Origin of the sequence: Cysteiniphilum marinum, assembly GCF_014857925.1 — a bacterium.
In the GTDB taxonomy this organism is placed as follows: domain Bacteria; phylum Pseudomonadota; class Gammaproteobacteria; order Francisellales; family Francisellaceae; genus Caedibacter; species Caedibacter marinus.
In genome coordinates this window covers 226,695-240,659 of the sequence record NZ_JACYVZ010000001.1, presented here as the reverse complement: position 1 = coordinate 240,659, position 13,965 = coordinate 226,695, and the positions used below count along the sequence as shown (strand labels likewise).

Below are 13,965 nucleotides of genomic sequence, written 5' to 3'. Positions count from 1 at the left end.
CTGACTGATAAAGCACTTTACAATAGCACAGTTAACTAAATAAACCTGAGCAAACAATGTCTGAAACTGCACACAAGACCAATTTTATACGTAATATTATCGATAGAGATCTTGCTAATAATAAAACGCATGGCAAGGTCGTTACACGCTTCCCACCAGAACCTAATGGCTACTTACATATTGGCCATGCCAAATCGATTTGCCTTAACTTTGGTTTGGCACTAGCTTACCAAAAAGGACCATGTCACTTACGCTTTGATGATACCAACCCAGCTAATGAGGAAGCTGAATTTGTTGCAGCAATCAAAGAAGATGTGAAATGGCTTGGCTTTGATTGGGCAGATAATCTTTTCTATGCCTCTGACTATTTTGAAACACTTTACGCGCTAGCGGTTAAGCTAATTAAAGAGGGTAACGCCTATGTTTGTGACTTAACGGCAGATGAAGTGCGCGCTCACCGCGGCACACTGACAGAAAGCGGTAAAGACAGTCCATATCGCCAACGCAGTGTTGAAGAAAATTTACAAAAGTTTGAACAAATGCGTCAAGGTCTCTTTGATGAAGGCACTTGCACCTTACGTGCTAAAATTGACATGAGTGCTGGCAACATAAATATGCGAGATCCTGCACTTTACCGCATTAAGAAAGTGACTCATCCACACACAGGAGAACTTTGGTGTATTTATCCTATGTATGATTTTGCACATGCTGCCTCTGATGCTATTGAGAAAATCACTCACTCACTTTGCACGCTTGAGTTTCAAGATCACCGCCCATTGTATGACTGGGTTGTTGAAAAGTGTGGATTTGAGAACAGGCCACAGCAAATTGAGTTCTCACGCTTGAATTTAAACTACACCATCACCAGCAAACGCAAATTAAAATATCTTGTTGAACAACAACTTGTTTCTGGCTGGAATGATCCAAGGATGCCGACTATTCGCGGATTACGCCGCCGTGGTGTGACACCTGCTGCTATTCGTCGTTTGATTGATATTGTCGGTATCTCAAAGCAAGATTCCATTACTGACTACAGCTTATTTGAAGAGGTCATTCGCAATGATCTAAATCAAACAGTTGAACGTCGCAATGCCGTATTAAAGCCGTTATTGGTTGAAATTGATGGTCTAGAGGATGAAGTGCTCAATGTGCCTAATCACCCACAAAATCCTGATTTTGGACGCAGAGATATTAGCATTTCAAACCGTATTTATATTGAACAAGATGATTTCATGGAACAGTTAGAAAAAGGGCATAAAAAACTCTCTTTAAATGGACGAGCGCGTTTGTTAAATGCCTATGTGATTGAGTGTTATGATCTTGAAAAAGATCATTTGGGTCATATCACCAAGTTAAAATGTCGCTATTTACCAGAAACACTCGGTGGCAAAAAACCAAACGATGGCATTAAACCACAAGGGATGCTCCATTGGATAGATGCTAATAATTGCATCAATGCTGAAATCAGACAATATGACCGCCTATTTAACTGTGAAAACCCCGCTGCTTTAGATAAGTTAGAACAAGGCTTAAATCCACATTCTTTAGTGATTATTAATGATGCGAAACTTGAAGCCTCATTAGCACAAGCTGAAGCTGAAACGCGTTTCCAGTTCAACCGTTTAGGTTATTTCTGTGCTGATCAAATTGAACATAGTGCTAACAATATTATCTTTAATCAAATTGTTAACCTTAGAGATACTTGGACAAATTAGGTTTGAGGAACAATAAATGAAATAGACAACACAAACACTTAGTTTATTTTGGTAACTTTATCTCCGCACTAATGCGATACTGATGGTAACTGGTGAAATTCTTTGCACCATTTTTGCCATAAGCCAAAATAATGGGGATATCTTCACCTTGAGTAAACGTATAATTATATTTAGCCGATGATGGCGTCATTGGCAGCGTGAAGCTAATGGTTGTCTGCCCCTTCTCTATTTTACCCGAAACTAATTTAACCTCTGGTACCCCACCTAAAGATGCAACACTCTTGTGTGGTGGATGTCCTTTTACCCCATACTCTTGTGATAGCTGTACTTTGCCATTGGTATCAACATATCCCAATACCATTACCGCATCTGCCATTGTATGATTAACACTAAACCCTACTGCAACCCAACCTGTTGTCTTAGCACTTAATGTAAACTTGATATTTTTATCTGCTTGCATCTGATAAGACAAGTACATATTCTTCAAATGCAGTGAGCATACACCCTCTTTACATACTTCATTAGGTGCTTTGGCACCAGCAAATGCAGCTGTCATCATAAAACTGCCGAGTAATATGCTTCTTAATATTAGTTTTGGTTGTTTATCCATTGAACTTCCTTATTTTAGTTTTAGTTATCATCATCAATATCATCATTTAAGCACAGCATTTCCCGTAATACAATTACATCAAATGGCAAAAACAGTGCTAAAAGTTATCATACGAAATGTATAAAATGATAATAACACAAAAAAATGAAGTAAATTTACAGTCGTTTACTTGTTTTCAGTTGCTTTTAATCATAAAAGGATTTATAAATACTGCCAGAGCGAAAGAGGTCAAAACATATAATCTAGTAAAGTTGCTATGCATCATGATTAATTGTGATGCATAGCAATTTTATTGATTTCTTGTTATATACCCTTTGCAATGGGTATAGCTTCTGATTCTAAATGTTATTAAAAATACGAAATACGGGAGAAACTACATGTCAAATGAGGTCATTGCCTCTAGAGGGCTGCCTAAACCATTTTGGGTGATCTGGGGAATTGAATTATGGGAACGCTTTGGTTATTACGCAACCCAAGCTATTTTGGCACTTTACTTTGTGAATCACTTAGGCTTTAGCCAAGAGTTAAGTATTTATACTTTTGGTTCTTTTTCAGCTTTTGTTTATGGATTTGTTTGGGTTGGCGGTTATGTCGGTGATAAATACTTAGGTGCCAAGCGTACTGTTGCACTGGGTGCTGTTATTTTGTTTATCTCCTATATGGCGCTAGCAATGTCAACTAAGGGCACTATTTTTTACGCGCTTGGTGGCATTATCGTTGGTAATGCATTATTTAAAGCCAATCCATCATCACTTATCTCTAAGCTCTATGAAAAAGGTGATCCAGCTTTAGATGGCGCGATGACCTTATACTATATGGCAATTAACCTAGGTTCATTTGTTTCTATGTTGATCGCCCCAATTGCAGCACAAGCGTTTGGCTGGGAAGCCGCCTTCTGGATCAGTGCTTTTGGCTTATTACTTGGTCTTTTAAACTACTTTGTCTTTTATAAAGTTCTAGGCTCTATCTCAACTGAGGCAGGTGCAAAACCCATGATTTTTGGTCGTTTGATCACCATTATTGTTGCCTCAATTGTTGCTGTTATTGTGTTTGGTAAACTGCTACCGCATACAGAGATTTGTTACACGATTGTTTATATCGTGGTTGCCGGTGGTTTTTTATACTTTCTAAAAACCGCATTGACCTTAAAAGGCTCTGATCGGATTCGTATGCTGATTGCATTTCTTTTGATTCTTGAAGGAATTGTCTTCTTTGTTCTTTATAACCAGATGCCAACTTCACTAACATTCTTCGCTGTACACAACATTGACAATAATCTCTTTGGTTGGACCATTCCTGCGGCTTCTTACCAAGTATTAAACCCACTGGTGATTATTATTGCCTCACCTATTTTGGCTGTAATTTATAGAAAACTGCCAGGCACACATGTCACAAAATTCTGTTTTGGTATGACTTTGTGTGGTCTTGCCTTCTTAGTACTTTACTTACCACGCTTTACCGCAGCTGAAACGGGTCTTGCTTCACCTTGGTGGATGGTATTGACTTATACCTTGCAATCTACAGGAGAGTTATTAGTTTCTGGTCTAGGTGTTGCCATGGTTGCTGAGCTTTGCCCGCGCGCCATGTCTGGCTTTGTTATGGGTATTTGGTTCTTAACATCCATGCTAGCAGGTCCATTAGGTGCTTTTGTTGGCAATATGACTTCTCCACCAAGCGGTGTAACATTAAGCACGCTAGAAAGCCTAAATGTCTATACCGGTGTGTTTGCACAAATTGGTATTGTTACCTTGATTATTGCCGCAATCATGTGGTTATCACGACCAATTTTGAATAAGTATATTCATGATAAAAAAGAGACTACCAGTGATCATCAAATCAATGAAGTTATCAACTAAATAACTTCTTTATATTTCTACTTGCACTATTTACGATTTTCTGTAACTTTAACTTCATTAACAAATCTTTATATAAAGGACTTATTTAATGGAGCTTCACACACAGAATATTAATCAATATTTTCAATGGGTTATATCCCTCATCTTAGAACATTTACCAAGTGTTATTCTTGCGATAATTATCTTTGTTGTTGGACTTATTCTTGCTAAAGTTATTCGTTCAACCACGCAAAAGCTATTATTTAAAACCAAGCTAGATAAAGCCGTAACGATGTTTTTAATGCAGGTGCTATATATCTTTCTGGTTATTTTTGTCATTTTAATCGCCCTAAGTGAGATGGGGATATCCACTACCCCGCTAACTGCCGCAATTACAGCACTTATTGTCGGTATTGGTATGTCACTTAAAACCTCTGCTAATATTATTGTTTCCGGTATTATGATTGTCTCGACTCGTCCATTTAAAATCGGCGAGTTTGTCGACATGGGAGGCACCTCTGGCACGGTTGAGGAAATTAATTTTGTCTTTTGCACACTACGCACTAGTGATGGGCGCCAAGTGAAAGTACCTAATAGCTTAGTGACTTCACGCATTATTACCAATTTCTCTAACAACGAATTCAGACGCAATGACTTTATTATTGGTATTGGTTACAGCAGTGATCTACAACAAGCAAAATCATTACTACAAGAGCTTGTAAACAATAATGAAAACATTATCAAAGAAGAAGGAAAAGCACCTATTATACGGGTTGATGAATTAGCCGACTGCAGTGTTAATCTACTGATCCGCTATTGGACAAAGCGCGCTGACTTTTTAGAAACCAAATGGAAATTAACTGAAGAGACTAAGCTTTGCTTTGATGAGCACAATATTGAAATCCCTTTCCCTCAAAGATCACTACATATTGAAAATGATTCAACTCAACTCAATGTCGACAAAAAATAATTTGCAAGCACCAAATCCTCTGGTGTTGTGACTTTAATATTACGCTTATCACCATCAACAATAATTGGCTGATGGTCAAGTGCTTCAATTACAGAGGCTTCATCCGTCACAGCAATATTATTGTGCAGACAAAAATAATACCCCATCAATAAAGTACGATAGCGAAATACCTGTGGCGTTTGCGCAAGATAAATCTGTTTTCTATCCAGTGTTTTAACAATATTAAGCTCTTGATCAACAGCTTTAACGGTATCATGAGCTGCTGTGGCGAGAGTCCCACCAATCGCATCTTCAACACGAATGGCAGCATAAAGCCTTCTAATATCATCTAAACGTACACAGGGTCTTGCCGCATCATGTACAAAAATCCAATCATTATCACTGGCTACATTCTTTAATGCCATCAAAGCATTACGCACACTATCACGACGTTCTTTGCCACCGGCACATATCTTAATGCGTGCATTACTGATATGAATTGAGTTTTTCCAGTAACGATCTTTTGAGTCAAGTGCGACCACAACCAAATCAAAGAAAGGTTCACTTAATAATCTTGCAATCGTGGTATCGAGAATCGATAAACCATTATCCAATTTGATATATTGCTTTGGAATATCATGATTCATGCGACTACCAATGCCACTTGCTGGAATCACTAGAATTCGTTTCATTGACTATCTTCCTGTAATGCCACCTTTTTATCCTGTGGTGTGACGATTTGATAGAAGACCTCACCATTTTTGATAAAGCCAAGATTAGCGCGCGCCATACCTTCAAGTACAGAGTCATTCTGGCGCAAAGAGACAATCTCTGCATACCAATGCATATTACGCGCTAAGAGCTTATTATTTTTTTGCTGCTTGACGCTTACTTGCCCATTTAGCTCGTGCGTAGCAAAGAAACCTGTTTTACTCCACCAAAAGTCATATTGTAAGGCAATAATGCCAATAAATAACACAGCAATAAACAGGGTGTAACGTGAGATCATTATACTTTTATTTTTTTTAGTCTTTTAGGTTGTTAGGTCTTTGATATTTGCTTATGCTTTGGGATGTGCTTCTGCTGTTGTATCATTTGATTCAATCGACTCAGTCTTTTTAGTTTCTTTATCCTCTTGAACCTGTACATCATCCACTAAGGCTTCCGTTTTCTCAACGATATGTTCCTTAACTTCAGTGGTATGATTTTTTTCATCTTCAACGATAACAATTGTCTCTTCAACAACGGTATTTGTTTGCGCAACTTTGGTTTCTGCAACTACCTCTTTTGTTTCAGCACTTTGTTCAGCAGCTGAATCATCAGTATCAACATCGTCACTAAAGTTAAATGTCTTAAGTCCTGGATAGATGGCATTATCTGCTAGATCTTCTTCAATACGTAACAACTGATTGTATTTAGAAACACGATCAGAGCGGCATAGTGAACCCGTTTTAATTTGTCCGGCACCCGTTGCTACAGCTAAATCAGCAATCGTCGTATCAGATGTCTCACCTGAGCGATGTGAAATAACACAAGTATAACCTGCTTCAGCAGCCATTGCCATCGCTTCAAATGTCTCACTTAATGTACCGATTTGATTGAGTTTAACTAAGATCGAATTGGCAACGCCTTTATCAATTCCTTCACGCAAAATTTTGCTATTGGTCACAAACAAATCATCACCAACTAATTGCACTTTTTTGCCTAAACGTTCAGTTAATAATTTCCAACCATCCCAGTCATTCTCAGCCATGCCATCTTCAATGGAAATAATTGGATAACGATTAACCCAATCTTCCAGATAATCAACAAACTCCGCTGAGCTTAATGATTTATTCTCAGATGCCAATACATACTTACCATCTTTATAAAACTCACTACTGGCTAAATCTAATGCGATATAAACTTCTTCACCAGCTTTATAACCTGCCTCTTCAATCGCTTTTAAAATCATTTCAATCGCCACTGCATTTGATGGCAAGTTAGGGGCGTATCCGCCCTCGTCCCCTACACCTGCAACGCTAAAGCCCGCATTTGCTAGAACTTTTTTCAAGGTGTGAAATATTTCAGCGCCACAACGAAGTGCATCAGTAAACTTCTCAAAGCCAACTGGCATAATCATAAACTCTTGCATATCGACATTATTGTCAGCATGCTCGCCACCGTTGATGACATTCATCATCGGCACCGGCATAATATACTCTTTAGAATTCATCAAATAACGATAAAAAGGTTTTCTCAGGTGTGAAGCTGCCGCTTTAGCACATGCCAAAGATACCGCTAAAATCGCATTAGCACCTAGTTTTTCTTTATTCTCAGTGCCATCTAGATCAATCATTGTCTGATCAATTAGACGTTGATCTAAAGCATCTAAGCCAACGACTGCTTTTTTAATCGCTTTATTGACATTATTCACTGCTTTTTGCACGCTTTTACCAAGATAGTTCTTCTTATCACCATCGCGCAACTCGAGCGCTTCTCTAGTACCCGTTGATGCACCTGAAGGTGCAGCAGCACGTCCAAAAGCACCTGATTCCAAGATAACATCGGCTTCAATTGTTGGATTACCACGAGAGTCTAAAATTTGTCTTGCAACAACATTACTAATTTTTGCATTCATTGTTTTACCTTTAATTTGTTCATTCCATTCCTAAAAACTGGCATAAGAATACCAATATTTGCTCTAAATGCCTAGCAGATTAAGCGTTAGATTGAGTGACTAATCTCAAAGGAACAACAATATGCGGATTTACCTTTTCGCCACGCAAGAATTTAATCGCCGCTTCAACGCCAAGCTCACCCATTAAATACGGTTGTTGCGCAATGGTTGCTGCCATTTTTCCGGCTTTAACAGCATTGATACCCTCTTTTGTGCCATCAAAACCAATCAGGATAATATGCTTTTTACCTGCTTCTTCGATCGCACGCATAGCACCCAATGCCATTTCATCATTTTGCGCGAAGATACCATTAACATCAGGGTTAGATTGCAATAAGTTTTGCGTAACGTTCAAGCCTTGTGTACGATCAAAGTTTGCTGGCTGTTTCGCCACAATCTTGATATCTGATGTTGCCATTTCAGTATCAAAACCTTGGCCACGTTCTTTAGACGCTGAAGCACCTGGAATCCCTTGAAGCTCGATAATTTTGCCATTGTTATTTAAGCGATCAATCATATATTGCGCTGCCATTTTCCCACCTGCCACATTATTTGATTCAATATGTGACAATACTTTGCCTGAATCAGCTGTGCGATCCAAGGTAATGATTTCAACACCATGCTGATTTGCATATTTCACCGCATTAGAAACAGCTTGTGAATCAGTTGGGTTAATGATAATGACTTTAATATTTTTAGTAATCAAGTCTTGAACATTAGACAATTCTCTTGCCGGATCATTACGTGAATCAAGCGTGATAACTTTATATCCTTCTGCTTTAGCTGTTTCTTCAGCCCCATTTTTCATGCTAACGAAAAATGGATTATCTAAAGTCGAGACCACAAAACCAATCGTTTTATTATTATCACTTGAACTGCCACACCCTGCCACAATCAGCATGGCAACAATACCAACAATAGCTGTAATTACTTTAAAAATACGTGTTTTCATTTTCATTTCTTCTCCATGAGGTTAGTTACACTAGTTTTTCACTTTAAAATCAAATAATACCGCAATCAATATGACCAACGCCTTGACGATCATCTGATAATACGAGGAAACATCCATTAAGTTAAGCGCATTACTTAATAAACCGATAATAAGCGCGCCCATCAATGTGCCCATAATCTTACCTTTACCACCAAAAAGGCTTGTCCCGCCTAAGACCACAGCAGCAATTGCATCAAGCTCGTAACCTGTACCTGCTGTAGGTTGCGCTGATGAAAGCCGTGAGGTAATAATCATTGCCGCAACTGCTGATAAGGCACCTGAGATGGCATAAACAGCAAATTTAATACGATTAACACGAATACCGGCAAGCTTTGTTGCCTCTTCATTGCCACCTGTGGCATAGACATATCGGCCGAAACGCGTGTATTTCAATACATAAAAAGACACCGCAAAAACCACTGCCATAATATATACAGGAAAAGGAATGCCTAACAAACTACCCGTACCGATAAAAGCAAAAGCATCAGAGCTTGTTGCCACCGGATAACCATCACTAAACACCATTGTCAATCCACGAAACAAGGTCATGGTAATCAATGTTGCAATAAATGGTTGCACCGCACCCTTAGTGACAATCGTACCACTGACACCACCAAAGATAACACCGGCTAAAATCGTCAAGGGAATAACCAAATAAATCGGTACCATCCATTGCAATAAAAATGCGCAAATTACACCACAAAGTGCTAATACAGAGCCAACCGATAAATCAAGTCCCTTAGTTAAAATAACAAACGTCATCCCCACTGCAATCACCGCATTGACAGATGTCTGTTGCAAAATCACTAAGATATTATTCCATGTCAGAAAGTATTGATTCAAACATGACATCACAATAATCATAACAACAAGTGCCAATGCCGCCTTATGCTCGATTAAAAATTGTTTATTAACTTTACTCATCATTCTACTTTTTAGCATTACTCTCCCCTTAAGTCATTTAAGCAATTGCCAATTTCATTACCGCTTCTTGCGAGATATCACCTGATCTCAACTCACCCTTTATCTCACCTTCACGCATCACCAACATGCGATCACTCAAACCAATTACCTCAGGCATTTCTGAGGAAATAAATAAAATCGCCAAACCCTGTGCTTTAAGTGTATGAATCAAGCGGTATATCTCGCGTTTTGCCGCCACATCAATACCACGTGTTGGCTCATCTAAAATTAATAGCTTAGGTTGACATAATAAGCCTTTGGCAATCGCAATTTTTTGCTGATTACCACCGCTTAGATTACTGACTAGTTGCTCTTGATTAGGTGTTTTAATTTTCAGTTGATCTATATACTTAGAAACCATCTCTTTTTCTTGTGACCGATCAATATGTCCAAATGCATTTGAAAGTTTTTTAAGTGATGCTAGCGTCATATTCTCTTTAACACTGGCACCCAAAACAAGCCCATCAACCTTACGATCTTCTGAGATATAGACAATACCATGAGCTAAGGCTTGTGTTGGATTGTTTATGCGAATCATCTCACCTGCCAACGTCATTTGCCCCTTTTTAAGCGGGTGACAACCATAGATACTGCGCGCAAGCTCAGTTCTTCCAGCACCAATTAGCCCATACACGCCAAGCACTTCACCTTGATGAATAACGAAACTTGCGGGCTTGATTTTATCATTGCTGATGTTTTCTGCTTTAAATAATTGTTGCATCGACTGCTCTGAGATATGAGTATGCTCTGTAGATGATAATGCCGTCATCTTACGACCAACCATCTTCTCAATAATTTGTTCATGCGTTAATGCATTTGTTTTACTTTCAATAATAAACTGACCATCACGCATAATCGTAATATCATCACAGATCTCAAATATTTCTTCCATGCGATGCGAGATATAAATAATGCACTTGCCTTCAGAACACAGTTTTTTGATGATCTCAAACAAACGTCTGACTTCTTTTTCAGTAAGCGCATCGGTAGGTTCATCCATCACAATAATTTGTGCATCTAATGATAAGGCTTTGGCAAGCTCCAGAAGCTTTTGATCACCAATACTTAAGTTATTCGCCAAGCTTGCTGCTTTTTGCTGCATATGCAATTGATCAAGTATTTTATCGACTTTGTGATAGGTTGCTCTCCAGTCGATACTTAAGCGATTACGCATAACCTCACGACCCAACAGAACATTCTCCGCAATCGTCAAATCCGGCAATATATGCGGCTCTTGATGCACCATAGCAATGCCCGCTGCTTGCGCTTTAGCAATACCATCAAACTCAATTTTTTTACCAAAACAATAAATCTCCCCTTCATCTTTTTGGTAAATACCATTTAACACTTTCATCAACGTTGACTTGCCGGCACCGTTCTCGCCCAAAAGCCCCATCACTTTGCCGCGATACGCTGCTAAGCTCACACCATCTAATGCTTTAGTCCCTGGAAAACTTTTATGAATATTCTCTAAGCGTAATACACATTGATCTTCATGCCTTTGCACAATCTTCCCCCTCTTAAGATTTAGCCGCTAGATATTTTCCAAATCAACAAATGGTGGATTATACCATTGATCTAGCTTATGTTTTAATTTATCTAATCCCATTTTGCTTTGCGCTGAAAACAATTGAAAACTAATATTCTCAGGTGCACGCACTTGCTTTAAATAGTCACGTAATAAGCGCTCAGCTTTTGCTTTTTCTGAATTATTAAGCTTATCTGCCTTGGTTAATAAAACATGTAAGTTTAAATCATTCTGTACTGCCGCTTCGATCATCATGCAATCAAAACTTTTAATCGGATGACGCGAATCCACAAGCAACACTATCCCCTTTAAGCACGCTCTCGTTGTTAGATACATCTCTAGCGTTTTCTGCCAACTTGCTTTGACCTTTTCCGACACTTTAGCATAACCATAACCAGGTAAATCAACCAAGCGCTTATGCTCTTCCAACTCGAATAAATTGATCAGTTGCGTCCGCCCAGGTGTTTTACTGACACGTGCTAATTTCGTCTGTTCAGTTAATGCATTTAAGGCACTGGATTTACCTGCATTAGAGCGTCCCGCAAATGCTACTTCAATCCCGTAGTCGTAAGGCAACTGCTCAACTAATGCGGCCCCCATCACATAGGTTGCCTGCCGGTAATTCATTGGCTTAAACGGTAGTGATTCACCTGTTTCATCAACGATTGCCTGTGGCTCTTTAATGTTTGCCAAACATTTCACTTTATCTATTTTGTCTACTTTTTTTGTTTCTTTTACTTTTTTATCACTCATAAAAACATCTTCTATTTTTTATTCACTATATACCCAATAATTAAGACATATACCATTTACCTTAGCTTTGTTTTAATTCGGTTTTTAATGCTTCCAGTAAATTTCTGCATGCCGTATCAATCATCAAATACACTTGATCAAACCCATCATTATAATACGGATCTGGCACATTATTTATTGCCAAAGTCGGCGCATATTGTAGTAATTTCGTTACCTTTTGCATGTCGCTATTTGGTGCAATCATCTGCATATCTTTAAGGTTTTTATCATCCATGGCAATCAGATAATCATAATACTCAAAATCTTCTGCCATTAATTGACTTGAACGTAAATCACGAATATCACAATCATACTTTAATGCCGTCGCTATTGTTCTTGGATCAGAGGCATCACCTTTGTGCCACTGACTAGAGTGTGTGCCCGATGACTCAATTTCAAAATAAGGTTCTAAATGCGCCTCAGCAACAAGTTTACGCAAGATACCATGCGCCGTTGGTGAGCGACAAATATTGCCCATACAGACAAACATAACTTTAATCTTTTTCATATGCTTGATGACAACCATAAGGAGTAATCATTATTCCTGAGGCTAGTGTATTACATTTGACTAGAGGATTAACAGCACTATTTATCCTCATTATGTCGCATTGGGTATTATTCCAACTACATTTCCGTAGCATTTATATCGCCCACAGAATGATTCACGAGCAATATATGGCAAAAAAATAAATCTTGATCTACTTTAAACAATGACCCAATCAACTTTTAGAGGTGACACCATGATGAAAATAAAGAAACTTGAAAAGGAAATCGCTGAAAGCATCGATAACCCAAAAGATAAAACCATCAATGCCAAGTCAGCTAACTTATTTATCAGTAAATTCAAACCGATTGCTTACGGGTTTGTGCTACCGATGAAAACGCTTAAACAGTAGTTTAATATTCACAATATACTTTCCTCGTAGGAGCGTATTACATACGCCCAAATGGTTAGCTGCCTATGCGGCAGTGAACGGTGCTGTCGTTATTCACTCTGTTAACGATGATTTCTAAGCTGCCTATGCGGCAGTGAACGTAATACTAACTATAAAAGATGCTCAAGGCTATTTCTAAGCTGCCTATGCGGCAGTGAACCTTGGTTCTTATCTTATGAGTAATTTTTTCTATTTCTAAGCTGCCTATGCGGCAGTGAACACTTACTAGAGCAATTCAGCAGTAATCTATGATTTCTAAGCTGCCTATGCGGCAGTGAACTGCAATTTTAACGCGTGAAACGCTGTTAGCAAAAGGATTGTAATTCGATTAATCCATTTTCACCAATATTTTTTGGCTATTATGCAAAGCCTTGATTTTACTAGATTGTTAAAGAGCGATAAAAATTTTGGTTAAAAACCTGCAATTATTCAAACCATGGAATTGTGGCGGTTTTACTTAAACCAAAAAAATCAAACTCACCACTAACAGGATTATCTGTTATCTCACCAAATACAAGATAGCGGCGATGTTTATGCCCATTTGATGTGCTCACCAGTTCAAGATAAGGATTATCTAAACCTTGACTAAACATTTTTGCTTTATACTGTTTTACCTCATCTGTTGAGATTGAGCCACGCTTTTGCAACCGCTTCAACTTTGCGTTACTCATGGTACTTTGCACCCTTGAAATTGTGCGAAAACTAACACCGTTTGCAGGGATATTTTTAACTTGAGATGTCATACAATAAGTATGCATTGCACCTAACCACTCACCTGCCTGCAAGTTTTGTAAATTGGACATATCTCCATGCACACGTAAAAGATTTCCCAATGTTAATTTATAACGCGGGAAGCTAACGCCAATATTATGCGATTTCATCTCAAATAATTTTTTATGCAATTTACTATATATTGCATTCATTAAAATAGATGTTGGAAATTCGGCATCTGGCAGTAAAACAATATCTATGTACTTATCCATTAATA

13 protein-coding genes, 1 pseudogene and 1 CRISPR repeat array are annotated in these 13,965 nt (G+C 38.4%); of the genes and pseudogenes, 4 read left to right on the top strand and 10 right to left on the bottom strand.

Going from position 1 to position 13,965, the window contains the following annotated elements:
* The first annotated feature begins 56 nt into the window (after positions 1-56).
* Entirely contained in the window at positions 57-1,715 is a 1,659-nt protein-coding gene (locus IE867_RS01065) for a glutamine--tRNA ligase/YqeY domain fusion protein (protein WP_192482920.1), read from the top strand.
* Between the two features lie 43 nt (positions 1,716-1,758).
* Here IE867_RS01065 and IE867_RS01060 read toward each other — a convergent pair whose 3' ends face one another.
* Positions 1,759-2,325 (bottom strand): DOMON domain-containing protein, encoded by a 567-nt coding sequence (locus IE867_RS01060; protein WP_192482919.1) that lies wholly within the window; start codon positions 2,323-2,325, stop codon positions 1,759-1,761.
* 377 nt (positions 2,326-2,702) lie between these two features.
* On the opposite strand from IE867_RS01060, the gene IE867_RS01055 reads away from it, so the two are divergent.
* Positions 2,703-4,181, top strand: coding sequence for an oligopeptide:H+ symporter (locus IE867_RS01055; protein ID WP_192482918.1), 1,479 nt, complete (start codon positions 2,703-2,705; stop codon positions 4,179-4,181).
* An 88-nt stretch (positions 4,182-4,269) separates the two neighbouring features.
* On the top strand, positions 4,270-5,130 hold the full coding sequence (locus tag IE867_RS01050) for a mechanosensitive ion channel family protein (RefSeq protein ID WP_192482917.1): 861 nt from the start codon (positions 4,270-4,272) through the stop codon (positions 5,128-5,130).
* On the opposite strand, the gene ispD is transcribed toward IE867_RS01050, so the two are convergent.
* The 8 genes and pseudogenes from ispD to IE867_RS01010 form a co-directional block, all read right to left on the bottom strand.
* Positions 5,106-5,801 (bottom strand): 2-C-methyl-D-erythritol 4-phosphate cytidylyltransferase, encoded by a 696-nt coding sequence (gene ispD / locus IE867_RS01045; RefSeq protein WP_192482916.1) that lies wholly within the window; start codon positions 5,799-5,801, stop codon positions 5,106-5,108. The two genes, IE867_RS01050 and ispD, sit on opposite strands and share 25 nt — an antisense overlap.
* A complete protein-coding gene (locus IE867_RS01040; RefSeq protein WP_192482915.1) occupies positions 5,798-6,118 on the bottom strand; it encodes a septum formation initiator family protein in 321 nt (106 codons plus the stop codon). Before IE867_RS01040 ends, ispD begins: the two co-directional genes overlap by 4 nt.
* 326 nt (positions 6,119-6,444) lie before the next feature.
* Positions 6,445-7,729, bottom strand: a pseudogene (gene eno / locus IE867_RS01035) (phosphopyruvate hydratase); the annotation flags it as partial.
* 79 nt (positions 7,730-7,808) lie between these two features.
* Positions 7,809-8,726 (bottom strand): ribose ABC transporter substrate-binding protein RbsB, encoded by a 918-nt coding sequence (gene rbsB / locus IE867_RS01030; protein ID WP_192482913.1) that lies wholly within the window; start codon positions 8,724-8,726, stop codon positions 7,809-7,811.
* Positions 8,727-8,750: 24 nt separating this feature from the next.
* Positions 8,751-9,701 (bottom strand): ribose ABC transporter permease, encoded by a 951-nt coding sequence (gene rbsC, locus IE867_RS01025; RefSeq protein ID WP_192482912.1) that lies wholly within the window; start codon positions 9,699-9,701, stop codon positions 8,751-8,753.
* A 19-nt stretch (positions 9,702-9,720) separates the two neighbouring features.
* Entirely contained in the window at positions 9,721-11,229 is a 1,509-nt protein-coding gene (locus IE867_RS14865) for a sugar ABC transporter ATP-binding protein (RefSeq protein ID WP_192482911.1), read from the bottom strand.
* A 27-nt stretch (positions 11,230-11,256) separates the two neighbouring features.
* Positions 11,257-11,877: a ribosome biogenesis GTP-binding protein YihA/YsxC gene (gene yihA / locus IE867_RS01015; RefSeq protein WP_192482972.1), complete on the bottom strand. Its 621-nt coding sequence runs from the start codon at positions 11,875-11,877 to the stop codon at positions 11,257-11,259.
* Positions 11,878-12,064: 187 nt separating this feature from the next.
* Entirely contained in the window at positions 12,065-12,550 is a 486-nt protein-coding gene (locus IE867_RS01010; protein WP_192482910.1) for a low molecular weight protein-tyrosine-phosphatase, read from the bottom strand.
* A 232-nt stretch (positions 12,551-12,782) separates the two neighbouring features.
* Here IE867_RS01010 and IE867_RS01005 point away from each other — a divergent pair, with 232 nt between their 5' ends.
* Positions 12,783-12,938 (top strand): hypothetical protein, encoded by a 156-nt coding sequence (locus IE867_RS01005; protein ID WP_192482909.1) that lies wholly within the window; start codon positions 12,783-12,785, stop codon positions 12,936-12,938.
* 50 nt (positions 12,939-12,988) lie between these two features.
* A CRISPR array of direct repeats spans positions 12,989-13,257; the repeat unit is 29 nt; unit sequence ATTTCTAAGCTGCCTATGCGGCAGTGAAC.
* Positions 13,258-13,402: 145 nt separating this feature from the next.
* Here IE867_RS01005 and cas6f read toward each other — a convergent pair.
* Positions 13,403-13,960, bottom strand: coding sequence for a type I-F CRISPR-associated endoribonuclease Cas6/Csy4 (gene cas6f, locus IE867_RS01000; protein ID WP_192482908.1), 558 nt, complete (start codon positions 13,958-13,960; stop codon positions 13,403-13,405).
* Positions 13,961-13,965: the final 5 nt, after the last annotated feature.